17 protein-coding genes are annotated in these 23,847 nt (G+C 57.9%); 8 read left to right on the top strand and 9 right to left on the bottom strand.

What is annotated here, in order from left to right; genetic code table 11:
* The first annotated feature begins 1 nt into the window (after position 1).
* Entirely contained in the window at positions 2–1,708 is a 1,707-nt protein-coding gene (locus MAIT1_RS00730) for a peptidase G2 autoproteolytic cleavage domain-containing protein (protein ID WP_085440109.1), read from the top strand.
* Between the two features lie 118 nt (positions 1,709–1,826).
* Here the strand turns inward: MAIT1_RS00730 and MAIT1_RS00725 are convergent, their stop codons facing one another.
* From MAIT1_RS00725 to MAIT1_RS00690, 8 genes are read right to left on the bottom strand one after another with little or no spacing between them, the layout of a single operon-like run.
* Positions 1,827–2,591 (bottom strand): hypothetical protein, encoded by a 765-nt coding sequence (locus MAIT1_RS00725; RefSeq protein ID WP_085440108.1) that lies wholly within the window; start codon positions 2,589–2,591, stop codon positions 1,827–1,829.
* The gene (gene pglZ, locus MAIT1_RS00720) at positions 2,588–4,594 is read right to left on the bottom strand and encodes a BREX-3 system phosphatase PglZ (protein WP_085440107.1); all 2,007 of its coding nucleotides are present in this window, start codon (positions 4,592–4,594) and stop codon (positions 2,588–2,590) included. The genes MAIT1_RS00725 and pglZ overlap by 4 nt, the downstream gene beginning before the upstream one ends.
* Positions 4,587–7,382 (bottom strand): DEAD/DEAH box helicase, encoded by a 2,796-nt coding sequence (locus MAIT1_RS00715; RefSeq protein WP_085440106.1) that lies wholly within the window; start codon positions 7,380–7,382, stop codon positions 4,587–4,589. The genes pglZ and MAIT1_RS00715 overlap by 8 nt, the downstream gene beginning before the upstream one ends.
* A gap of 45 nt (positions 7,383–7,427) precedes the next feature.
* Positions 7,428–10,214, bottom strand: coding sequence for a DNA methyltransferase (locus tag MAIT1_RS00710; RefSeq protein WP_349678464.1), 2,787 nt, complete (start codon positions 10,212–10,214; stop codon positions 7,428–7,430).
* 58 nt (positions 10,215–10,272) lie between these two features.
* Complete coding sequence (locus MAIT1_RS00705; protein WP_085440104.1) at positions 10,273–12,138, bottom strand: RNA-binding domain-containing protein; 1,866 nt, start codon at positions 12,136–12,138, stop codon at positions 10,273–10,275.
* 3 nt (positions 12,139–12,141) lie between these two features.
* Positions 12,142–15,873 (bottom strand): DUF6079 family protein, encoded by a 3,732-nt coding sequence (locus tag MAIT1_RS00700; protein ID WP_085440117.1) that lies wholly within the window; start codon positions 15,871–15,873, stop codon positions 12,142–12,144.
* Between the two features lie 34 nt (positions 15,874–15,907).
* Positions 15,908–16,384, bottom strand: a complete 477-nt coding sequence (gene brxF / locus MAIT1_RS00695) for a BREX-3 system P-loop-containing protein BrxF (protein ID WP_085440103.1) — start codon at positions 16,382–16,384, stop codon at positions 15,908–15,910.
* Positions 16,381–17,268 (bottom strand): helix-turn-helix transcriptional regulator, encoded by an 888-nt coding sequence (locus MAIT1_RS00690; protein WP_085440102.1) that lies wholly within the window; start codon positions 17,266–17,268, stop codon positions 16,381–16,383. Before MAIT1_RS00690 ends, brxF begins: the two co-directional genes overlap by 4 nt.
* 134 nt (positions 17,269–17,402) lie before the next feature.
* Here MAIT1_RS00690 and MAIT1_RS00685 point away from each other — a divergent pair, with 134 nt between their 5' ends.
* The 6 genes from MAIT1_RS00685 to MAIT1_RS00660 all read left to right on the top strand — a co-directional run bounded on the left by MAIT1_RS00685 (position 17,403) and on the right by MAIT1_RS00660 (position 22,354).
* Positions 17,403–19,187, top strand: coding sequence for an SWIM zinc finger family protein (locus tag MAIT1_RS00685; RefSeq protein WP_085440101.1), 1,785 nt, complete (start codon positions 17,403–17,405; stop codon positions 19,185–19,187).
* A 112-nt stretch (positions 19,188–19,299) separates the two neighbouring features.
* Positions 19,300–20,373, top strand: a complete 1,074-nt coding sequence (locus tag MAIT1_RS00680) for a hypothetical protein (protein ID WP_143814584.1) — start codon at positions 19,300–19,302, stop codon at positions 20,371–20,373.
* A gap of 107 nt (positions 20,374–20,480) precedes the next feature.
* The gene (gene tnpA, locus MAIT1_RS00675; protein ID WP_085440116.1) at positions 20,481–20,912 is read left to right on the top strand and encodes an IS200/IS605 family transposase; all 432 of its coding nucleotides are present in this window, start codon (positions 20,481–20,483) and stop codon (positions 20,910–20,912) included.
* A 145-nt stretch (positions 20,913–21,057) separates the two neighbouring features.
* Positions 21,058–21,483, top strand: a complete 426-nt coding sequence (gene arfB / locus MAIT1_RS00670; protein WP_085440099.1) for an alternative ribosome rescue aminoacyl-tRNA hydrolase ArfB — start codon at positions 21,058–21,060, stop codon at positions 21,481–21,483.
* Positions 21,484–21,516: 33 nt separating this feature from the next.
* On the top strand, positions 21,517–21,951 hold the full coding sequence (gene trxC / locus MAIT1_RS00665; RefSeq protein ID WP_085440098.1) for a thioredoxin TrxC: 435 nt from the start codon (positions 21,517–21,519) through the stop codon (positions 21,949–21,951).
* A 58-nt stretch (positions 21,952–22,009) separates the two neighbouring features.
* A complete protein-coding gene (locus MAIT1_RS00660; protein ID WP_085440097.1) occupies positions 22,010–22,354 on the top strand; it encodes a hypothetical protein in 345 nt (114 codons plus the stop codon).
* A gap of 672 nt (positions 22,355–23,026) precedes the next feature.
* On the opposite strand, the gene MAIT1_RS21390 is transcribed toward MAIT1_RS00660, so the two are convergent.
* The gene (locus MAIT1_RS21390) at positions 23,027–23,344 is read right to left on the bottom strand and encodes a hypothetical protein (RefSeq protein ID WP_143814583.1); all 318 of its coding nucleotides are present in this window, start codon (positions 23,342–23,344) and stop codon (positions 23,027–23,029) included.
* A gap of 212 nt (positions 23,345–23,556) precedes the next feature.
* Here MAIT1_RS21390 and MAIT1_RS00655 point away from each other — a divergent pair.
* Positions 23,557–23,847: transposase (locus tag MAIT1_RS00655; RefSeq protein ID WP_143814582.1), on the top strand; the 291-nt coding region annotated here is incomplete at its 3' end.

Raw genomic sequence — 23,847 nt, 5'->3', positions numbered from 1 at the left:
CATGAGCAATCAGATTCCCAGCAACATCACCGATGATGCCTACGCCAATGAGATCGAGGGCGGATTTCGCGCCATGCTGGTTGGCCATAACGCCGATGGCAGCCATAAGGCCAATATCGATGCCGTGATCGGCGCCATCTACGCCGAACCCGCCGCTGTGGCGTATATTTCTACCACTCAGTTCACCGTGGCGGGGGATGTCACCGCCACTTACACCGTAGGACGGGCCATCAATGCGGTCTCCTCGGGCGCCAATGTCTGGAGTCATGTGGTCAGCGCCAGTTTTGATGGCGGTAGCGGACTCACCACCGTCACCGTCAGCGATGCTGTGATTCCGGCTGATCTGGCGCAGATCCTCTATGGCATCATCACCGATGAGCGACAGTTGCCGGAGATGGGGTTTCTCAAGGCCGATGGCTCCGAGCCCTCCACAGGGTTGCAGGACTTTCAATCAGGGATTCAAACCCCACTGTGGCGCATCTCCTCAGCGACCAACAAAGCCATCATCTACAAGCCTGATGGGACCAGTGAAGTATTCAAAATCGATCTGAATACGGGGCAGACCTCCATTCCCGGTTATCTCCTCATGGGCGCCATGGGTAGCGCCAACTTTGGCAATGGCGGTAGCACGGAAGATCCCTCCCACGCACCGACGCTGTGGATCGGCGACCCGCCCCCTGATCAGCCCTGGAGTAACTGGTTTGGCGGTGGGCGCGGGTTCTTCGTGCGCAAGACCCGTTGGGGCTCCAATACCTGGCACAAGATATATCTCTGCTCCCTCTATGATGGCTCTCGCATTGAGATCTTCGATCAGTGGACTGGTTCCAACTGGGATTTTCACGCTGCCAATGGTGGAAGCAGCGAGGCTTTTCGATTCCACTCCGGCTCACACGGCACCTACGGAGAGCAGAACGGACACGCCCTGGTGCAGATCGAAACCGGACGTCCCAACGGCGGCTGCCGCGCCTTCGGAGTCAAAGACGACAACAACGGCAACCTGTTTCGCATTGAATCTGGCGGCAACGTCTACGCCAAGGGCTCCATCAACGCCAACACTGCGGACTTCGGGGAGTTGATGGAGTGGGAGGATGGCAATCCCGACAATGAGGACCGCATCGGCCTGCCCGTGGTGCGCGCCAAAGACGCCAATAGCCAGCCCAATGGCAAGATTCGCATCGCCACCGCTGACGACGACCCAAACGAGATCTTTGGCGTCATGTCCGGCACCGCCATTCTGGTAGGCAACACCTTTGAGGATGAATGGGCGGAGAAAGATCTGCGTGACGCCTATGGGCGCATCCTCACCGAGCCCTGCGTGCAATTCTCCTGGCAGGATAAGAACGGCGAGCGTGTCTTCTACCATGAAGACCGCATTCCAGATGGCGTGATCGTCCCGGACCTGATCATCGATCAGGAAGATCCCAAGCCCACTGTGACCGATCCAGAGACCGGCGAAACAATAAACATGAGTGAGCAGTTCTACGCAGTGCGGCGCATGCGTAATAGCGATGGCCAGCCCCTCATGCGTAATGTGCAGAATCCGGCCTATGACCCCAACCGCGCCTACGTTGGTCGCCAGTGCCGCCCCGAGTGGGATGTTATCGGTTTTCTGGGGCAGATTCACCTTCGAGCAGGCGTGCCGGTCAACCCGCGTTGGCTGAAGCTGCGTGATTCTGGGGAGGGGGTGGAGGTGTGGCTGGTGAGGTGATTTATAGTTATGAATTATTGAGAGAAATCAATCTATGGAAAGTTCTTCTTTCATATCGTTATTGATCATTATGCATCCTCAGAAGCCCTATATGCCTATCAGGGTCAATACTCAGTCCTTATGCATGATTGTTAAGTGATTGAAGAGAAAGGACGGCTTCGTTATCAATCCCGTGGTGTGAGATTAGCATTCCATCGAAAGAGCCAAGTTCGCCAATTGATGGCGCGCGCATTTGAAATGGAAAAAAGCATGGATGATTGACCAAGGACCGTAAGGATTCTGGCTGTCCATCTCCCAATGCCAAGCGTGTCGTCAATAGCCAAGCCGCAATCGAGTCGTTCTGCAGCGGCGTCTTTCCGCCCTTGAGCTGGTACATGCCCTTTGTCTGGGTGTCTTCAAGGATGTTCCAATCGGCGAATACCCTCAAGATGCGTCTGGCTGCTCTGAATACGGTTTCGCGTTCTCCGAACCGTTCGCGGAGACGGCGCTGGATCTGTGCTGATCCAACCGTTTCCTGAAGGTGCAACAGGCGTCCCGTAGCCTCTGCAACGGATCCGAAGAATGGGTAAGCCGCCATGGACATCCCCCAGTGGATGGCGATGTGCTGGCGGGCAGGTGTTGTTCGCAGCAGTTCCAATCCTTGTTCCCGAATGAATGGCCATTCAGGCCGGCCAGTCAACCAGATCCTCAGAAGAATCGAGATGGCCTTTTCGCGATTCCCTCTTTGAGCTGTTCCCCCTACGGACAATTCACCTTGCAAGTGCTCTTGAAGCTGCTGCGTGATCTCTTTCCGGTCCATGCCCGCCAATACCAGATTGGCGGTTTTCTCAAGCCAATCCAGCTGGATCCGCTGACTGAACCCAATTTGTCCTGCCCCTGTCATTGCTGAGCCTTCTTGATCTGGATGAAAGGCACGATGGCCTCCTCAATCGTAATGCCACCATGCCCGACGACACGTTTCCCATGCGCAATGAAGGCGGAACGTTGTGTGGCAAGCAAGGCGTGAAACCCATCCGGCAAGCCGTATCCGGGCCATGGAAGGCTTTCGCTGAATTCATGGTGAAATCTCTGTTGGAGTCCTTGATCAGGATAGATGCGGCAGCGCTCTCCCCGAACATCCGCGATCATCCCCTCGGAGGGACGGCCCATACCGACGGCTTCAACGTTGCCGTGGTCAGACGTCAGGTACACATCGAAATTCTGGCTGATGCACAACTCGATCAAACCGGAGAGCCAGCCCATGTTGCACCACTGCCGGATGGATGCCTGCATTCCAGCAGCCCCCAGTTCCATTCCGTGCATGATCCTGTCCACCTTGTCGACCACCAAGCCCGCAACGCGAGTGCGATGATCACAAAGGAGCGGTTCCAGTCCCGCCAGCGATTCGTCCCCCAACCCTTTCTCATAGCCACACTCCTGGCGGGTCAGTCCCTGTTCTTCCCAGAACTGCCGCCAAAGGTCCGGCTCCTTGGCCGTCGTCTGAATGGACGCCGGAAAGAAAATAGGCGGCTTCCCCGAGAATATGGCCTGCCTGGAGACGGAAGTCAGCGTCGGAACCCAGGCAAAAACGGCATCCTCATGGAAACCCAAGCCAGGGAGTTGTTCCCTGAGAGACTCACCGATGGTGAACCATTGATCCAGAGACAGGCCATCCATCACGATCATGGCCGCCTTGCTGTCGGCTTGGTCGGCCATTTGACGCGCAATGGCTCTGGGAACGTGATGCACCATGATCGGTGGCAAGGCCGGTTGGTTGTGCAGCCCGCCGAAGCGGGATTCCATCCATGCTTGGAACAGATGATCCAATCGCTGTTGCAGGTTGTGGAATGAATCGGAATGATTCGCCGACAGCGGATAGTCCGGATCAGTGGCCAAGCGGGTGAGCTGTCCCCAGAGTCTGGCGAACTGGAGCCACTTCTTGTGCCTGGCTTCAGGTGCGGGAAGAGATGCAGCGCATTTGTCCAAGATCGATTCCAACCGCTTCTTGCGATCCGCATCCGGGTCCTGAAAGATGCCAACGCCCAGCCAGCTCAGGTTGAGAATGGCTGGGTTTTCGAACCTGACCGGGTGCAGAAATCCCTCAAGGAACAGGTTGTCCACGTAGATGCGCACATCATCATGGTCGAAAGGCAGCCAAGCCGGACCACGATGTTTCATGCCATAGGAGGAAATCTGCTCGACGGGGGTCGTCCAGGGATGCGCCTCCAGCCTGTCGGCCAGTTGCTTCAGGAACACTGGCCACCGTTCTTGAAGGAATCCAAAAAAGACATCCCGGTCGGGAACGATCTCCTCCAAGGGCCATTCGTCGAACCATCCGCCATGACGCATTTGGCCGATTAGCCGGTCATCGAGCGTTTCAGGGATTCGCTGATTCTGATAATGGCGGCGCAACAGGACGCGAAGCAGATCCGATGGTTGCCGGATCAACTCCGGGGCAATGCCGAACACATGACGGAGGATGAAATCCTTGGTGGCGTTGTCACCCATGGGTTCCAGAGAGGAACCGGCACGGGCGCGGAACAGCGGCGTCAAGTCCGCCCGGTCCAACGCGGAGAGAACGGAAACGCTCAGGCCAGGAAACAGGTCCGCCAGGGTGAACGTCAGGCTCCGGCCTGTCTGGAGCAGATCATGGGGCAGCATGGCATCCCCATTCCAGACCACCACCAGATCACACGTCTCCTTTCGATCCCATCGGCTGCGGTACTTGGATTCATAGGCGAACCGGAACGCGACCGGATCATCGTAGCGCATGATCTCGAAGCCCCGCGCCTGTAGTTGCCGCGAGATTTCCTCCTCCACCAACAGGTCATCCGGGTCGGCTGCCAGGGTCAGGCGGGCGACGCCGGGGGTGAATTCGTCGAGAATCGCCTTGCGCCAGTCAGCCATGGGCATCGCCTTCGTGCATTCGCACTATCAGCAGGGGCGTCATTTCTGGAAGAATCTGTTCTATGCTGGCCAAATCACTGCGCCAGGACTCTTCCTCCTGTTCCAGCAAGCGTAAGCGATGATTCTTCACTTCCGGAAGACCGAGTCGTTCAATGGACTGCCGACGCATGGAAAAGGCGTATTCTCCCCGGACCAGCTCGGCGGCGATCCGTTCCCTGTGGCTTTCCTGGAGTTCCTGCCACAGGCCGTGACCGTGCTGTTCGGCCAAGCTCTCGACCTTGTGGAATGCCGATGCGGCATCGTCCCCGGTCATATGGCGTTGAATGGAGGCATCCGCCGCCATCAATTGATCCCATATCCGTTTGGCCGTCGGCATGAGCGCCCGCCCATCATCGTGGACGAAGAGCGGCATGATGCGTTGCCGGTTACCGTCGGAGTCTTGAATGGCGATCCGCCACAGGGACCAGGTCCCTTCGATTCCGTCAGGAATGCCTGGAAGCTGAACGACAGGGATCGGTTGCCCAGGAATGAAGCGGGGCAGTCGAGATGCCAGGCTACGAATGCGTGGATCCTCCAGGGTGAGATGGCTGGCCGTAGGGATTGACATGGATTCCTGGGTTGAGAACACGAACCGTCCTGATTCCGGTTTCTCTCCCGGCCATTGCAACCGCCATCCAGAGTTGGTTCGTTGGGCGTCTCCTCCATGAGCGCGCAGATAGCTCACCGTCATCCGTTCCACCCAGTGGGGAAGCGGGTGTGAGATCATCCGCTGTGCATCTCCCGGGTCAAGCTCCCGGGTGGCAGCCAGAATGGACTCCGTCTCCCGCGCATTGACAGCGCCTTCCCGGATACGGTTGACCATCTCATCGACCGCTGGCTCAACCTTCTCCGGATGCAGAATCGCATCCACATGTAGGTCATCAAATAGTTCTCCTGTCTGGGCCGAATCCAGAACGTCGCCGGTCTTGTCGATGCCGAACTCCTGCCGGATCACCTCCAACTTCTCTTCCAGCACCTCCTGTACCCGGTATTCCACCGTCTCTTCGAAGACGAAGTTGATGGCGCGCACCACGTGCGGCTGGCCGATGCGGTCCACCCGACCGATGCGCTGTTCTAGCCGCATGGGGTTCCAGGGAATGTCGTAGTTGATCACCACGTGGCAGAATTGCAGGTTCAGGCCCTCGCCGCCGGCATCGGTGGAGATCAGAATACGCCGCTCCTGGGCGAATGCCAGTTGAGCGGCTTTGCGTTCCTCCATGGAAAGCGCCCCGTTCAGGCAAACCACGGGAAAGCCGCGATCCTCCAGGAATTGCCGGAGCATCTCCTGGGTGGGGACAAACTCCGTGAAGATGAGCACCTTCAAATCCGGGTCGTTCTCCTCCTGCTGCAAGGTGTAGATGCGATCCAGCAGGGTTTCGGCCTTGGCGTCCGGACCAGCTTCCTCACATTGCCGGGCGGCGTCCAGCAGCATCTGGACCTCGGCGCGTTCATTGCGGATCCCTTTGACCCGGGTGGCCATGAGGTTTTCCAGCAGCTCCTGCCCATCCATGTCGCCCCATTCCTCTTCCATCTCCGGGGTGAGCAGGGAGAGTTGGGGATTCGGCAATTTCAGAGCCTCCAGGCGGCGTTCCAGGGTCGTGCGGATGGCGCTGGTGCTGGAGGTAACCAGACGTTGCATCAGGATTAACAGGAAGCCGATGGCGTTGCGCTTTTGTCGCATGGCTTGGTTGTAGCCCAGGCGCACGTAGTCACTGATGGCCTCGTACAGGGCTTTCTGACGCTGGTGGCGCGCCTCCCATGCCACGGGGAAGAGTTGGGTTTGGCGGGGTCTGAAGAGCGGTTTGCCTTCCGCATCGATGGCGTGGCGTTTCTCCGTCCGGATCACGTAGGGGGCGACGCGCTCCCGGGTGACGCTGGATTGGGAAGGAAATTGATCCATATCCAACAGCGTGAGCAGGCGGTGGAAGGCGTCGCTCTTGCCCTGGTGGGGGGTGGCGGAGAGAAGCAGCAGATAGGGAGCCGCTTCGGCAAGCCCCTGACCCAGCCGGAAGCGGGCCACCTGATCGGTACTGCCTCCCATGCGGTGGGCCTCGTCGACGATGATCAAATCCCATCCGGCGGCCACCAGACTGTCAAACCGGTCATGGTTGTATTCCGCCACCTGGGCCCGGGACCAGCCCCGGCGTTTCTCCAGCGGTTTTACCGAGTCCATGGGGCAGATCACCTGATGGTGGGTCCGCCAGGGATTCTCTTCGCCAGCGATGCGCCGATATCCCGCAAAGTCGCTGGGCATCAGCAGTCGGAAATCCTCGTTGAAGTGCCCCTTCATCTCCGCCACCCACTGGGTGACCAGCCCCTTGGGGGCTAGGACGAGAACCCGCCGGGCCAGCCCGCGCAGCTTCAATTCACGGATGATCAGTCCCGCCTCGATGGTTTTGCCCAGCCCCACTTCATCGGCGAGGAGATAGCGGACCCGATCCCCGGACATGGCGCGGGTCAGGGCGTGGATCTGGTGGGGTAAGGGGATGACCGAAGATTCGATGGGGGCTAGAAGGACGTCGTGGGTCAGGGTATCCGCAATCCTGGATGCTGTTGAAATAAATGAGATTAGCTCATGCCCCATGCCAGGAGCCTGGTCAAGAGGAATGAGCTTCTCTGCAGGGATGCGGAGGATAGAATCTCGGTCAGGAATCCAAACGCGATAGTATGATTGTCCCCAGTGCGTGAATTGCTCAAGCGCCTTACATGCTGATTGGTGTTCAGGACTATAAAGCCATGATGATTGCATGCTTGAGCTCCCTATCACAGCTTTATGCCACTGTTGCACTCATGACTAAGCGTCTTCAGTTCGGGTCACTGCCTGGTCGTACCACATCAGCAGCTTGGCGTCTTCCTGGAGCACCGCTTCGGGGATCTTGGCGGCGACGGCGACGATGGTGGGGTAGTCCTTCTCCTGCCAGGCCTTCTTGAAGCCGGCGCGGACGGCCTCCAGGCGGAAGAGCTTCAGACGTTTGCTGGTGCTGGCGCGGTACTCCTCGAACTCACGCAGCAGGCTCTTTTCGCGCATCTGCTCCAGTTGCAGCGCCTGGTTGGGGTCGGGGACGAACCAGCGGTCCTTGGCCTTGGCGCGTAGGGTGGGGTCATCCTTGGGCAGGCCGCGCATGTCCTTGAAATTGGTGGAGAGGTAGCTGTGGATCTGGCTGGGCACGTCCCCCTGGCCGCCATAGACCAGGAAGTTCATCTTCAGCACCTCGGACAGCTCCGGCATCTTCTCGTGCTTGTTCCACCCGGCCCGGGTGCGTTCCATGAAGCGGGGCTGGATCTCCTGGTAGGTCTGGGGCCGGGCCTTCAGCTCCTGGCGCAGCCACTGGAGGGCCGAGGCTTCGTCCACCACCATGTCCAGCACCAGCTCCTTCACGCTGTCGGCGGTGACGCGCTTGCGGTCGTATTCGGCGATCTGCTCCTGAAGGAAGAACATGCCGTCCCGCTCGGCGAAGCGCTGGGTCAGCCCCATCAGGAATTCCGCCGAGGAGAGGGGCACCGTCACGCCGCGCTGGACGTGGAAGGCTACCATCCGGTCAAATAGGAAATAACCCAGCCGCTCGGCGATCACCTCCATCTCGCCGCCCTTGGCCACGTAGACGGGAAGCTGACGCAAGTGGGTGCGGACGAAATCCCATACCCCTTCCTCGCTGCCGGCGGTGATCTCGAAGCGCTGCTCCAGCCCGCCGTTGGCTTTGTAGGCGGAGATGACCAGATCCTGTTTGACGGCGGTGCTGGTGACCTGCCGGTAGGAACCCTGTTTCTTGTCCAGGGTGCGCACGTCGGCCACCACGAAACCGGCGGCCAGCATCGCTTCCTGGATGGCGTTCCAGACGGCGTTCTTGGAGTTGTGGAACACCACCGTCATCCAGCGGCCCGGCTTCAGCACCCGGTAGTATTCCCGGAAGCAGCGTTCCATCAGCCGCTGGTATTCGGGCATGCCCTTCTTCTTGGCCTTATCCACGATGGCTTCCGGCTGGGCGTCGGTGCGCACCCGGTGCCACGACTCCACAAGGAAGTTCAGATCGGCGTAGTAAATGTTCTCGCCGAAGGGCGGGTCGGTGAAGACGTAATCGATAAAGTTATCTGGGAGTGGGATGCTGGCGGCGCTTCCCTGGTTGACCGAGCTTTGGTTCGGAGTAAATTTTATGGGTTGAAATGCTTTCTTCAAACGATCCAGCTTGTTTCCAAGATTATATTCCGGGCTGCACTCGGCATGTTGGGATGCCACATAATAGACACCCGTCATCTGGCGATTGACTTGCGAAAAATGCGAGGGGCCGTACCGGTTCAGCACCGAAAGCCCCCAAATCGCCTGCTCCACGAAGAACAGCAGCATGTTCCGGGTGCGCGGCTCGGGATGGGCCTGGGCCTTGCGCCACAGGGCGGCTAGGGCGTGGGCGGCCCGGGGCAGGAAGAAGTGGTGGACGTGGGTGATCCCCTGGCGGTCCATGCGCGCCCGCTCGTGGGTCATGTGCATGTAGGGAAGCGCGTCGGTAGGCATTTCTGACGGCCACGGCATGGACTCGATTCGCTCCAGAATGGCCAAATCCTGCTCATCCGGTTTCTTTTCGTATTTGCCCTTGCCGATTTTAAAGTTGATGAGAACCGGGCAGCGTTTTGGCGTTTGCACCGGTTGGCCCATGACCGGATCCATCCGGGTTTCCTGAATGCGCTCCATCCGCTTCTTGGTCAGTTCAGAGCCGCAATGGAGGCACGGAAAAGCATCCTTCACCCGCTTGGTCTCGGCATCCAGGGCTTCTTCCAGAAACACCACCTCCCCGGCGCAGTCGGGGCAGGCGAACACCTCGCTCCAGACGGTGTACTCGATGCGCCCACGGCGGCCATCCTTGTGCCGGGTTTCGTACATCCAGCCCAGTTCCTGCTCCACCTCGTCCAGCAGCTTGCGCCCGGCCTTGGCAAAGGCATTGACGTCGAAGGGCAGATTATAGTTGGCGGCGATGAAGGTGGCCGCCGGCGACAGGTCATTGAGGATGGCCCGCCGCGCGCCCCATTGGGGTTTGCCCAACCCTTCCTTCTGCCATATGGCTTCCAGATCCTGGCAATAGCGGTTGGGGGCCGCGCCGCAGAACTGGGCCGCCACCCCGGTCATGCCGGAGCCGCAGAAACCATCCAGCACGATATCCCCCGGCTCGGTGTAATGGAGGATGGATGGCACGATGGCCAGATGGGGCACCTTGGTGTGGTAGGAGTGGGCCTTGTACAGAGCGTCGGTCTTGCCTTCGCTCACGTCCACCGCGAACGGGGTGCGGTGGTAGGGCTGCTCCGGATCGTAGGGCTTGCCGGTGTGGCGAACGAAATCCTCCAGGAACGGGTTCGGGCAGGCGGTGTAGTACGGCGGGTCGGAGAGCGCCAGAATGTCTTCGTCGGTCCCCACCGGGAATCCCTCGATCCGGCGGAATTCGGAATCCTTCAGCTTCTCCCGCAACAAGCCCAGGAAATGGTCCCGCCGGGCTTCATCGCTGGGAAACGTCTGGCCCAGGCACTCCACCGGGCCGGTGGGCGCGGCATACTCCACGTCGAACAGGCGGCCCGAGCCTTCGGCAGCCGGAACCATCTCTTCCTGAAACAGTTGCGGGCCCTGGGATTGGCTTGATTTGCTGCGAGCCATCGGATCATTCCTTCTGCAAAGTATCGGCTGCGGAAACGCGGCGGGCCTTCAACCGCAATCCGGAATCAGTCAGCACGTAGCGTTGATTGGGGGACCGGGGCGAATCGGGCTCTGTCATGGAGACAACGCCCCCAGAGATCAGGGGATCCAAGTGCTTCTTCTTGAAGTAGCCCCGGTTGGAAACGCCCAGATGCTCCACCAACTCCATCATGGCGCGGGGCGTATCGCAGAACACCACGATGGACCACTGCATCTCGGAGAGCTGAGTAAGCGGCTGAGCTTGTGCAGTGGACAAGTTGGCCGTGTTTTGCCCAGCTTGTGCAGTGGATAAGTTGGCCGGTTCGGCCTCAGCTTGTGCAGTGGATATGTTCTCTTGCCCGGCGGATGGCTGCTCTGGCGAGAATCGGTCGCGCAGATGCGCCGCGATCTGGTAGCGCACGCCTTCCTCCTGTGCCTCCATCAAACCTTGCACCACCAGTTGGCTCAACAGGGCTCGCGAATCCGGGCCGTTGAGGCTGGTGACAGCTTTCACATCCATGACGGTAAGTGCGCCGCGATTGCGGCAGGCATAGGCAAAGCTCTTGGCCTGGTTTTCATCCAGATGGACGCCAAGGCTGGCCTGGAACATGATTTGATCTTCAGAAAGCAACAGCTCTTTAATCAGCGTAAGCTGAAATGTCTTTCTTGCCTTGTCATTTGTGATTTGTGGGGGAACGTTGCCCAGCTGGAGCCAGTTGGTACGAACATCCCGCAACCCCCAACCGGAGTTTTCGCTCAACCCGATCCGGCGAAAGGCTCCCACGATTGCTGGGTTCCGCACTTCCTTTGCTCCTGGTTCCCATAGGTCAACCTCGGAGGCAAAAGCGTCGCCTGGATTCCAAAAGATGGTTCGGTCAGTGAAGTGGCAAATTTCCGGTTTGCGGGTCTGGTCAGAAAAGTCTTGGTGAATCAGGATATTGATGGCAGCTTCTCGGAACGCCACATAGTCTGGCGGCATGTCCATCCGCTGCATGGTCGTTGGATCAACCCGGAATGGCGTCTCCGATAGCTTTTGGTACCAGTCGGTTAGAGCCTGCCAAGAGCGGATTAAATTGAAATCCAAGACAAGCCGGTCCATCCACCTGGGCTGGAGCGCCAATTCGGAATGTTGCCCCCCATATCGCTGACAATCGACCGTTATCCTGGGGAGCAGGTCTCTAAATGAACCGTCACGACCGAACAAGAGAATGGCGGCTTTTGTGGCTTTGTGGCCTTGAGACGTTTCCTTGATCAAGCCCAGCTCAAAGAGAAACTCGAAATCGCTTTTTTCAGCATGAGTGCGATTGCCGGGCTTGTGCTCATAGACATTGCGATACCAGGATATCGCCGAGGAATCGAAACATGTGTCTAGGTTAAATTCAACAACCTGTCCGTCATAGCGATCAGAAGAAGCATCATTGATGAATCTGCGAACCTCTTCTTGGCTGCAGCGGACATCAATCCCCCCTTTGCGGATGAATGCCCTGCGGATGTCACCGTTAAGAAAAATTGGTTTCTCTGTTCGTGCCGCCTCTGGCACATAGAAAATCAGCAAATCATTTCCGTCAATATTGTGAAGATCTTCCTTTACATGGATTGTTGCACTGATCTTATCGGGTTGGCGAAGCGTTGAAAGAAAAGAATTTTGGACATTGTCCACGTCAATAACGCCTACCACTTCAAAATCTGCGCCGTCTTTTTTTACCCCAAAAACCAAATGCCCCCCTGCCGTATTTGCAAATGCCGACACGGACTCATATGCGCTTCTCGGAACTGCCTGTCGAGCTTCTTTGAACTCAACGTCCGACCACTCATGCGCCTTTAGCAGTTCGATTAGATCATCCTGGGTCATGGGTCACTCCAACACGATCCGGACCTTGCCCGGTTCCTTGCCTTTGACCAGTCCGTTGAGAAAGCGGTCGAACCTCTCCCGCAACTCCTCCACGGTGGCGGGCGAACCATCGGTGAAGACCGCTTCCCGCAGGCGGTGCTCTGAAACGCCGATCCGGTCCAGACCCTTCAACGCCTTGCCCACCGCATGGATAAAGTCCTGGGACAATGGCTCTGGCAGGGCGCGGGATTGCAGGAAGGCCTTGACCGGCTCACGCTCCTCCGATTTCAGAAGCTCCAGGCTCTCCTGGGTGGTGGGGTCCGACAGGTTGTCCAGCAGGGTACGGGTCCAGCCGGAAACCATGGATTCCAGATCCTCCTCCAACCGTGACAGGCGATCCGCCATGGGCGGCGCGTTCCCGTCGGCGTTGGGCCGGAAGGAACAATGGGGGCAAACCGGATTGGCTTCCAATTCCTGCTGGGTCAAGCGGTGGCAGGAGATCAACCCAGCCAAGCGGTTCTGGAAGGCGGAAAGCTGGGATGCCGGCATCAACTCGATGGTGGCCAGCCGCTTCAACTGCTCCAGGCGACTGTCACGCTTCAGCCCCGACGCCTTCTTCTCCTCGTTCACCCCAAGCCGGGCCCGGGTGTGCAGGGCGTTGTAGACGGTGATGAACGCGGACTTCAGCTCCGCAAGTTGCTGGCGGATCTGTTGCGCAAAACCCGATTTGCTCCGGGCCTTGCCGTCCATCAGCCTTTCCACCGTTTCCTGACGGGTCTTGCGCATGCGGGCGACCCATTCATGATCGCCCGGCAGGATCGCCTCGGCGGTGGAGAGCCAGGATGCCATGGATCCCAAACCGCTGACCAACTCCTGAAGGGACTCGATTTCCGCGAGCACGTCCAGGCCATCCTGATGGGCCCGCACCTGCTGCGCGTTGAATTTCAGATTCTTCATGCGACCCGGGGTGGAGTAGGATTGCAGCGATTCCAGGAAGCGTTTGGTCTCCTCCAGCCTGGACTTGTGCCCGGTCACCACCCCTTCCGACAACAAAGCTTGTCCCCAGAAGGCCATGCCGCCCTGAACATGCTGAGCGGCGATCACCAGGCGCTGAACCAGCCCGGTCACCTTACTCTGCAACTCCTGGAGGGGTTCCGGCTTGCCCTGGGAAACCAGTTGCGCCAAGCCCGGCGTCAATCCCACCAGCTCGAACAGCGCCTTGATGGCGGGGATGTCCCATTCCTTGGGACGCTCCAGGTGCTTGAAGGCCGTGAGATCGTCCAGCGACGTGGCGGCCATCTCACCCAGATTGGAGGCGTCGAACTTCTTTCCGGGAATGGTGAGGATCAATTCCCCCGCATGCACCAACGCCCCCAGGGTGACGGCGCACCATTCGGGCTCCAGCCGCAACGTTCCTGACGCCATGTACTCCACGCCGTATTCGCTCTGAATCAGTTCGGCCCGGTTGACCACCTGTCCCGTGGGTTTGCGGCCCAGGGCATCGAGGATGAATTTGGCGTATTTGGAGTTGGCCGGTTCCAGCCGGTCGCCGTCCAGCAGTTCCAGGGCATCCAATACCGCCGCCGCCTGCCGGGTTCGGGTTCCCGTGGCAACCCCGCGCAAGGCGTCCATGGCAGCCTGACGCCGGTTGTCCGAGGTAACCAGAACCGAGAAAAACGGATAGTCCGGGGCTTGATCCTGGAAATGGGTTCCCAAAAGGATGCCGGAGATGACATTGACCAGGTCGCGGAAGTTGATCCGCTCGTTGGCTCCGATGCCGGACATTTCCCGGAGGGAATGACCCTTGGCCCAGTCCCGCAGCGGCTTGCGACGCCCTTGATACTCGATCTCGAAGGCGCTGGTCATGTGCTCCTGGAGCCATTTCACCAGATCCCGCAGGTATCCGTTGGCTTTGGCCTCGTAGGTCGATTTGGCGTTGCCCGATGACGTGGATGCCAGATCCAGCGCGGCGGCATACTGGCGCAACGTCTGGCGGAAAGCGTCGTCCGCCCCGGCCAGATGGAAGAACACCTCGTCGGAGAGCTTCTCCTTCTTGAAGTGGGGTGGATCGAAGGGCTGGATGAAGTAGATGTAGAAATCCCGCTGCGGCACCGCCGTGGAACGCTCGTTGGGCGCGCCGAAGAAGAGGTATCCCTGCCGGGCCGCCTTTCGCTCCCGCCACTCCAGTTCATGCTGCCAGATGCGGTAACCGGTCACGTAGGTGGTCAGATCGGTGCATTCCATCACCCGGCGCAGGGATTCGTAGTAGTACCGATCCAGCGTGGAGGAATCCAGCGCCTCGGCCCGGCGCTCGATGATGGCGTCGAAATCGTCGGTCTTTTTCAGATCCAGGTAGAACTGGCGGTTGCTGGGGTTGGAGGAGATGAACTGCCCGCTGACGGTCTTGTGAACCTCCTTGAGCACCGTCTCCACCTGGGAGAGGAGATCGTCCGCCGGGTCACCGCCCAGATCCTCAATGCCCGGCTGATACAGGCAGAGCGTGTCGCGCAACTCCCGGGCCGTCGCGCCCAGGGCGGCATAGACATCGTTATGGGTCAGCCGATGGATCGACAGGGCATGAATGATCCGGAGCGCCATGGGCCGGTAGGCCGGGCGGGTGAAGGCCTGCTGAATCCTGGCTTCCAGCACCTGGCTACAGTCGATCACCGCCTTGATGTCCGGCACCGAACGGAACGACGCGTTCTCCCGCAGGGTTCCCCAATACTGGTCGTATGCGATCAGGCCAGGGGCGTCTTCCGGCAGTTCCCGGTTCAGCAATCCCTTCATGGAAGCGGAGAGGGTTTTGAGAACCTCCCGTTTCTCGACTACCGTGATTCGCTCGAAGGTGTCGATGTAATCCGGATGTACCGGAAACAGATTGACGAACTCGTCCATCCGCTCGTTCATGTGGCCATAGAAGCGGGCGAAGGGGACAAGGTAGTCGCGGATGCGGGCCTGCTGTTCGGATGTCTTGCGGAACAGGCGCTGAGAGACGACGAACTTGACATCCTTGCGGGCGATCAGGAGCTGCTCGAAACGGTCCTTGACCCGCCGGACATTGTCGGCCACGAAGGCAAAGCGGGGGCTGTCGAAAATGGCCTCCTGCACGCCGGCCATAAAGCGGAAGCGCAGATCCTTGCAGACTTCTCCCACCTCGCGCAGGAAGCTCAGATCCAGGATCAGTTCCTGATCCTTGCGGGTGCGCAGGTAGTCCAGCAGTTCGTCCACAACCAGCAAAAGGCCATGATCAGGGAACTGCTCATGGAAGGCCACCATCATCTGCTCGAAGGCACCCTTGTTGTTTGTCACCTTCGAGGCATCCGGAAACCGGAAGGTCACGCCAAGGCCATCCAGATGTTCTTCCAGTTCGGCGACCAGGATTTCCCGCAGGGACATGGTGGTCGCGCCGATCTCGGTGCGGACGACCTTGAAGCGGCCAGAGATGCGTTCCGCTGATTCAGCGACCTTGGGGTGTGACAGGGACGCCGCCAAGTCCGGATATTCCGCCAGACTGGACAGCACCGACATCAGATGGGATTTACCCGTGCCGTAGTTGCCCACCACCAACAGGCCCTTGTTGTCGGCGGGCTCATCGAATTGCAACTGAGGGACAACCAGGTTGCAGAGCCGGTCGGCCATCTCATCGGAGATCACGTAGGTGCTCACCAGTTGCCGTGCCGCTTCCGCTTCATCGGCGTGGCGCAGGTGGATGACCGTTTCGATGGGGTCAAACTGGATCAGTTCGCCGTATCTCATGCTCTGGGTGCTCCCCATATCTTCCCATGTCCGCTCACTGGTTCCCCAGTTCGACAATCAATAGATCTTTCGCCATGTATCGCCTGTGTTCCGGATGCCCCGGTTCGGCGTAATCAAGATGGCCATCGGTCAAACGACCATTCCATGCGGCAACCACGGTTCTGTCCCGGGCTATTCCCTGAAGCAGCCGGAGAGGGTCCAGCATGAGCGATGGTTCAAACAGCAACTCCAGGTTATCCAACAGCGTGACGTCAGCCCCATCACGCTCGACGATTTCCGCCATCAACCGGCCTGCCTTCATGGCTCTTTTCCTGTTGGACAGTTCGAGCATGCCTTTGGACAGTTCGAGGTTGAGGTTGATGACCGGCCATCCGGTGGAGTGGCCGACATCGCGCAACAGGCGCGTCTTGCCCGAGCCGGATGGCCCCACCAATAAAATCAGGCGGTGGAAGAGTTGCCCCGCTTGCCTGACAGCATCCAAGACTGCGGACTGAATCTGCGTATTCGTCATGTCGATTCCGTGTAGCCCGGCGCAATGACCAGCCCTTCCACCCCATACAGCGTTGGCCGGTTCCGGAGCCACAAGTGGACTTCGGCCCCGTCCAGGTGATGATTCTCGGAACAATCCACGTTCCAGCGACGGAGCACATACCCTGCCACGGCGGCCCGGACGTTGACCGTGAGCACACCATCCTTCATGGCATACTCATGAGCGATGGTCTCCGGGTGCTTCAACCTCGGGTGGGGGACCATCTCCATGGTCACGATGCGGTTCCACTGGTTATCCGCCTCCCGGGTTTCGCTTTCGGGGAACTCCTCCCCATCCAACAGTTTCGGACCGCTCATGCGGTTGATGACGAAATCCGAGAACCGCTGCCGCTTTCGGTCGTAGGCGCGCACATGCCAGCGCAGCCCATTATCCACCAGGGCGTAGGGGACGATCTCCTTGCGGGTAGCCCCACTGCTCAATGAGCGGTAGGTGAGCTTCACCGCACGCCGCAGATGGATGGCCCGGGTCATGGCCGCCAACACGTCGATGTCCGGCGTGTTCAAGTGGGTCGGCATCTCGCATGTGATGAGCGGCTTTCCGGTCCCAACGAAATCATCGCCCAGCCCATGGGCAATGGCTACCATCGCCTGAGGCACATCGAAAGTGAACAGCGGCCTGAGCTGGTCCGTGGGCAGGTAGCTGCGAATCCGGTATTCGTACTCGATGTTGCCCGGGGCCAGATCCCGATAGAGCCGGATGTCCCGGGTACCGGCGGCATCTTTCACGCCAAATCGGTTGACAATGTCATACCGGTTCACCGCGCCCAGGAAAAAGGCCCGGAACTCCAGATAAAACAGCCGCTCTCGCTGGATTTGGGAAAGGCCATCGAGCTTGGATCCAGCCATGGTTCCACTCGCTTGAATTCGCATGAGTCCCCACCGTCACCCAGCATCATATGCAGATTGCCTATAGCGCGTCAATTTGATTTCCTGATAGCATGGATGCGTTCTCAACCTGAATCATGCCATGGAAGGCTCTGATGGCACGGAAAAAGAGCACCCCCGACACACTGGCAAAAACCCTGACCACCGCTGCCATGATGGAGATGGCGGGCAAGCGCTACTATTGGCGCGGGAATGAATATTTCCAGGATGGGGCGGTCACCAGCCTGAAGGAGAGCGATGGGGTCATCACCGGCAAGGTGCAGGGCGCGCGCGCCTACAAGGTTCAGCTCTGGGTTGAGGACGACGAACTGGAATACGATTGCTCGTGCCCGCTGGGCGAGGATGACGAGTTCTGCAAGCACTGCGTTGCCGTCGGGCTGGCCTGGCTGGCGAGGGACCAGAAGGCCCCCTTGGCGGAGGCCGGCAAAAAGGCCAGCGATAGCATCGGCGAGAAGGATGTCCGCGATTTCCTCATGGGCAAGAGCAAAGATGCCCTGGTGGAGATGCTCCTGGAACAGTGTGAGGAGGATGACCGGCTCAACCGCCGCCTGTTGGCCATGACCGCCAAAACCAGCCGGGACAAGCTGGACCTCTCGGTCTGGAAGGATGCCATCGAAGATGCGGCTTGGTCCGACGACTTCGTCGACTGGCGGCGCATGCCCGACTATTCCAGCGGCATCGGCGAGGTGGTCGAGTCCATCGAGGAGCTTCTCCACGAGGGCCATGCCGAGGCGGTGATCGAAATCACGGAGCACGGCCTCGGCGTCATGGAACGCGCCGTGGAACAGGTGGACGACTCCGGCGGCGACATGGGCATGCTGATGGAGCAGTTGCAAGAGATTCACCACAAGGCCTGCCGCAAGGCCAAGCCAGAGCCCGCACCCCTGGCGGAACGGCTCTTTGCCTGGGAGCTGGGCAACGACTGGGGCACCTTTTCCCATGCCGCCGAAACCTATGCCGACGTGCTGGGGAATGCCGGCCTGGCCCGGTATCGGAAACTGACTGAACAGGCATGGGCCAAGGTGAAGGCGCTGGGGCCGGGGGAGCAGGATGCCAAACGCTATGACAGCAAACGGTACCGCATCACCTCCATGATGGAGTCCCTGGCCAAGGCATCCGGCAACGTGGAAGAACTGGTGGCCATCAAGTTGAAGGACCTGTCCAGCCAGTACCATTTTCTGGAGATCGCCGAAATCTACCTGAAGGATGGCCATGACAACACCGCCCTGGAGTGGGCCGAGCGGGGTTGGAAGGCCTTTCCGGAAAAAGGCGGCGACGCCCGGCTGCGGGAGTTCATCGCGCACGCCTATCACCGGCGTGGTCGGCATGATGACGCCATGGCCCTGACCTGGACCGCTTTCACCGGGCGTACATCCTTTGACATGTACAAGACCCTGGCCGAGCACGCCAAGCTGGCCAAGGCGTGGCCGGAATGGCGGGAGAAGGCGTTGGCCCATATCCGGGAGCAGATCGCAGCATCAAAACAGCAACATGCCGGTCGGCGGCGGTGGGACTACGGATCCCTGAACGACCGCTCCATCCTGGTTCAGGTGTTCCTGTGGGAGAAGGACATGGACTCAGCCTGGGACGAGGCCCGGAAGGGCGGATGCTCTGGGCCGCTATGGCTGGAACTGGCTGGCCTGCGGGAAAAAACGGATCCCTACAACTCGGTCCAGATCTACCGAGAACACATCCGGATCCTTCTGAAGCACGCCGATAAGCGCAATTATGAGGGGGCGGTGGAGTACCTCGCCAAGATCAAGAAGCTCCTCGGTTCCATGGGCAAGGCAGAGGAGTTTCCGGCCATCGTGGCCGGCGTGCGCAATGAGCACCGGCGCAAACGCAACCTCATGGCGCTGCTGGACCGGAAGAAATGGTGAGGGTGATCACGCCATGACGACGCCAGCATACAAGTGGACCTTCGCGCCCCGGTTCCGTAGGAACGCCTTCGGTTGGCGGTCACAGCCCGCCTGTCAGCGGGTGAAAGAGGCTGTGGCCGAGGTCAAGAAGGCGGCCAAGACGGATCCGGCGCTCGGCGCAGAGGGGGCGGTCAAATTTCTGGAAAAGGTCGCACCTGCCCTCGAACAGGTAGATTCATCATCTGGCGCAATTGGAACCGCTGTCAACAACGCCATTGATGCACTGGTTCCGATCATTGCTTCTGCCCCTGTTGATGACAAACAGCGAGACAAGTGGCTGCAACGGGTTTGGAAGGCCTACGAAGAAGATGGCTACTGCTATTTGGACATCATGGGCGACAGGTGGGGAGAGCTGTGCGCCTCTCCCAAGATGGCATCACGATGGGTTGACCATTTCATCGATACCGTCCGGATTCATTGGAAAGAGGCAAAGCGCAGTCCTGGTGGAGGAGGATATTATCGGGGCGTGTCGCCTTGCCTCTCCTCGCTGCTGGTTGCCGGTCGATATCAGGAACTGATCGATCTGCTGGAGCTAGCCCCATTTCCCTTTTGGTACTATCACCGGTACGGCTTTTTCGCCATCGGGAGACTCCATGGGAAAGAGGCCGCCATGGCTTTTGCAAATGGATTTGACTGCAAGAACGATCAGTTCATGATTGAGCGGGACTGCGAGGAGTTTCTGCTCTCCATTGGCGAGGTGGAGGAGGCCTATCAACGCTTTGGCCTGCGGAATAACCAGTCCAATACTCACATCAACACCTTCAGGGCTTTGGTGAAGAGGTATCCTCATAAGGAGAAGACGGAAATCCTGATGGATCTCATCGGATCGTCGCCGGGAGCTGAGGGGAAATGGTTCGCCACTGCCAGGAAGCTGGGATTCCGTGATTTGGCCATGCGGCTTGCGACTCAAAGCTCCAGCGATCCGCAGACGCTGAACAGAGCAGCCAAGGATACGGTAGAGTCAGATCCAGAGTTTTCGTTGGCGGTGTCCATGGCCTCGATCCACTGGCTTTGCCAGGGGGGGGGTTACGAAATCACTGGCTTCGATGTGTTGACGCCTTACCGGCTGGCGCTGAGTGCAGCCGAGAGGTTGGGTAAGGCGGATGAGGTCAAGCAGAAGATCGAGAAGTTGATTCTCCGAACCTAAGGTTCAAACCACCGGCTTTAGCCGGTCAGCTTTAGCCGACCACGTGGTAGCGGTATGGGCAGCATCAGGCCATAATGGACGTATTCCTGGAGAGGAGGGCTATGTCCATGAAATACCGATACGGAAGCCACACGGTATATAATATTGAGTACCATTTTGTGTGGGCGACAAAGTACCGCTACAAAGTTCTGAGTGGAGAGGTGGCGACCAGCGTCCGTGAGTATGTGCGGCAGACGTGTGAAGCGTTTGAGATCAGGATACTCAAGGGGGTGGTGAGCAAAGATCATGTCCATATTTTGGTCTCTGCGCCGCCGAACATGGCTCCAAGTGAAATCATGCGCCGGATCAAAGGGCGTTCGTCGAGCAAATTGTTTGAGGAATACCCCCACCTCAAGAAACGATACTGGGGCCGCCATTTTTGGGCGCGAGGGTACTTCTGCGCGACGGTCGGTCAGATTACAGATGAAATGGTTCAGGAGTACCTTGAGCATCATTTCGAGCCGAATCCGAATGACAAATTCCAGTTGGAGCCAGAATAAACCGGCTTTAGCCGGTATCCGGACTTTCAGTCCGTAAGGCTAACCCACCGGCTTTAGCCGGTGGTTGTTGAGTGGAAGGTATGGGCTGCGCAGTTCCTTTGTGCGGGAGATCCTTGAGCCTTATCTCCGAGAGAGGCGCTGACCGGTGGATGATCTGGTGATAACCGAGTCGTTGACCATTCCGGCAGGAGATCTTATGGAGAGCTTTATCCGAGCCTCAGGCTCTGGCGGGCAGAACGTCAACAAGGTCAGCACAGCGGTTCAGCTACGATTCAGCGCCAAACGGTGCACAGTGCTCAGCCAGGAGATGTTTCAGCGGCTGAAAGGGATTGCAGGGAGCCGCATGACCAAGGATGGCGAGCTGATCATCGACGCCCGCAGATTCCGTACTCAGGTCGGAAACCAGCTGGATGCCCGAGAACGTTTGGCGGAGCTGATTCGGCAGGCGCTGGAACGGCCCAAGACGAGGCGCCCGACCAAGCGCACCCTGGGATCCAAAAAGCGGCGCCTTGAGGGAAAGCGCAATCGTGCCCAGATAAAGCAGGGGCGCAAACGGATTCAGCTGGATTGAGTGGAAAGCGCTCAGCACACAGGAGGATGATTCGTGGGTGATACTTATCAAGTAGTGTGTCCGTCATGCTCTGCAACGAACCGGCTTGGCGTGGAGAGACCTGCGCTTGAAGGGAGATGCGGCCGCTGCAAGAACAAGCTCTTCCAAGGTAAGCCCGTGGATTTGACGGGAGCGACGTTTGCCAGTCACATTGGTAACAGCCATATCCCTGTTCTGGTGGACTTTTGGGCAGAGTGGTGCGGTCCCTGTAAAATGATGGCTCCAGTGTTTGCGCAGGCCGCGTCATCTCTTGAGCCAAGGGTCCGGGTCGCCAAAGTCGATACCGAAGCGGAGCGGACGATTGCCGGTCAGTATGGCATTCAGAGCATTCCGACCATGATCATCTTCAGAGACGGACGGGAAGTGGCGCGCCAATCCGGGGCCATGCCATTACAGTCACTTTTGGGCTGGGTGAATCAGCATGCTTGACGAGCGGGGGGTCAGCGAGAAGGCGACACCCAAAATTCCAAACCGTGGCTGAGAGCAGATGATGGACCAGCCTGAAGTTGATGCAACGGCTGCGTTTCAAGGGTTTCATGACGCAGCGAAGACGGCTGCCGAACGGGTGTGGTGGTCGAAGATTATGCCGCTGGCTGTGGAGATGGGCTGTATGCCGCCAACGCTGCTGAGCGTGAGGCGAGGGGAGTATCTGGCGAAGGGATTTGCTCAGGTCCTGGGCAAGGAGTTTCAGGAACAGAGCCGACGCTTAGGGAGTGACGACGAGATTGAGGCGCATGAGGCCGCATTGCGGATCCGGGAGATCGTCAGCGCCATCGGCGTTTTGATCACAGCTGGGCAGCAGTGCCAGGGGAAAGGCGCAGCAAAAGATTAATCGCGAGCGGGCGGCAAAAGCTGTGGCTTCCAAGAAAAAATTCCGTGATCTGATTTTGGTAACCAATCCGATTGCCCAAATTTACGCGGAATCGTGGGCAAAGAATTTTCCGAGAAATTTTAATAATCAATATAAATCAATTGGTTGATGATTATTTCGCGATATTGGTATAGCGTGTTTTCACACAAATTTTCTCTGTTTGGACCACACCAAAAAATTAGAGAATTTCCGATTAGGGTCGCACACGCCTCACCATTTAGATACAAAGAACCCCGCATACTCCAAGATGCGGGGTTTTTTGTTGCCTGAAATACGCTAACAATTTCAATGCTTAGCGTCTCAATGGAAAATTCAGAAATTCTCTCCCAGCCCCCCTCAGCAGCTAAATTTTCTCTGATCTCCGCCATTTTCTCCGCGTCACTGGACTTTGACGCCGAGGTCCAGTGTCACTGGACTTCCACTGGACGTTGTGTGATTTCAGTGTTTTACAGAAAATTCTTAATCTGTGGGTTTCCGTTAGCTGATTGGTTGGGCGTGTGGGGCAGGTTTCGGAAATGACTACTTCATATTTTGGCATAATTTTCATAAAATCAGATGTTTGATCTGATAATGCGTCGTCTTTATACGGTCTAGTTCGATGGCAAAGATTTATCTTATTGCTGTGAGATATTTTCACTCGACCGGGGAACCGGTGACAGGATCGATGCTAATGGGTTTGCATTTTTTCCGAAAATTATGATTGCATGAATCACAAACCCCATAATACACGCTTAAATTTTCTCCGGAAATAAGCTCAGACAAGAGCTTTTTTTCCAGTGCGATCTCGGGTGGAACCCACTTGGAGCCGATTTTTATGGAAAGGCACAGACTGCACTGCTTATGCACTGCTGGAACATTTCCAGAGTTTGCCTGAATTCCAGTATGAAGATGGCGGTGGAGTTTTTTCTCCATTAGTAGCCGGTGACTCATGAAGAGATCATCCTCATCCACAATGAGACTCATGATCATGATTCGAATAACGTCAGGTGAATCACATCGATATGTTTGAAGCGTTTGCCCCCTGCCTCGTCTTGCCGATCGGATGAGTAAATCAATGTAAGATTTAGTGGATTCACCCTGGATGAAGTCGAGAAGTGTTTCGGTTCAGTTGGAAAATGACAAACAAGCCGTTTATAATGTGTAGATAATAAGCGGAGGTTTGTATGGAACGGAAGAAGCGGAGATTTACGGCTGAGCAGAAGGTAGGCTATGTGCGCCGTCACCTGGTCGAGAAGGTGGTTCTCTCGGATCTGTGTGACGAGGCGGGCATTCAGCCCAGCCAGTACTATCGCTGGCAAAAGGCTTTGTTTGAGAACGGCGAAGCGGCCTTGTCTGACAAACGCGGCCAAAAGGCTTGTGACCGACAGATTGCCGAACTAGAAGCGAAGTTGGCAACCAAAAATGAAGTTATGTCCGAGCTTCTTGAGGCGCATGTTGCGCTAAAAAAAGTCTTG

The sequence above is a fragment of the Magnetofaba australis IT-1 genome (assembly GCF_002109495.1).
In the GTDB taxonomy this organism is placed as follows: Bacteria; Pseudomonadota; Magnetococcia; order Magnetococcales; family Magnetococcaceae; genus Magnetofaba; species Magnetofaba australis.
This window is presented reverse-complemented; position numbering and strand designations above follow the sequence as displayed.

Bases quoted from the DNA above. Each gene is read 5' to 3' on its own strand.
- pglZ (WP_085440107.1), bottom strand. From the start codon at position 4,594: ATGGCTGACTGGCGCAAGGCGATTCTCGACGAATTCACCCCCGGCGTC.
- MAIT1_RS00690 (WP_085440102.1), bottom strand. From the start codon at position 17,268: ATGGCTGGATCCAAGCTCGATGGCCTTTCCCAAATCCAGCGAGAGCGG.
- tnpA (WP_085440116.1), top strand. From the start codon at position 20,481: ATGAAATACCGATACGGAAGCCACACGGTATATAATATTGAGTACCAT.
- MAIT1_RS00725 (WP_085440108.1), bottom strand. From the start codon at position 2,591: ATGACAGGGGCAGGACAAATTGGGTTCAGTCAGCGGATCCAGCTGGAT.
- MAIT1_RS00685 (WP_085440101.1), top strand. From the start codon at position 17,403: ATGGCACGGAAAAAGAGCACCCCCGACACACTGGCAAAAACCCTGACC.
- MAIT1_RS00730 (WP_085440109.1), top strand. From the start codon at position 2: ATGAGCAATCAGATTCCCAGCAACATCACCGATGATGCCTACGCCAAT.
- MAIT1_RS00710 (WP_349678464.1), bottom strand. From the start codon at position 10,214: ATGGTTCCGGCTGCCGAAGGCTCGGGCCGCCTGTTCGACGTGGAGTAT.
- MAIT1_RS00705 (WP_085440104.1), bottom strand. From the start codon at position 12,138: ATGACCCAGGATGATCTAATCGAACTGCTAAAGGCGCATGAGTGGTCG.
- brxF (WP_085440103.1), bottom strand. From the start codon at position 16,384: ATGACGAATACGCAGATTCAGTCCGCAGTCTTGGATGCTGTCAGGCAA.
- MAIT1_RS00715 (WP_085440106.1), bottom strand. From the start codon at position 7,382: ATGCAATCATCATGGCTTTATAGTCCTGAACACCAATCAGCATGTAAG.
- MAIT1_RS00700 (WP_085440117.1), bottom strand. From the start codon at position 15,873: ATGAGATACGGCGAACTGATCCAGTTTGACCCCATCGAAACGGTCATC.
- MAIT1_RS00660 (WP_085440097.1), top strand. From the start codon at position 22,010: ATGATGGACCAGCCTGAAGTTGATGCAACGGCTGCGTTTCAAGGGTTT.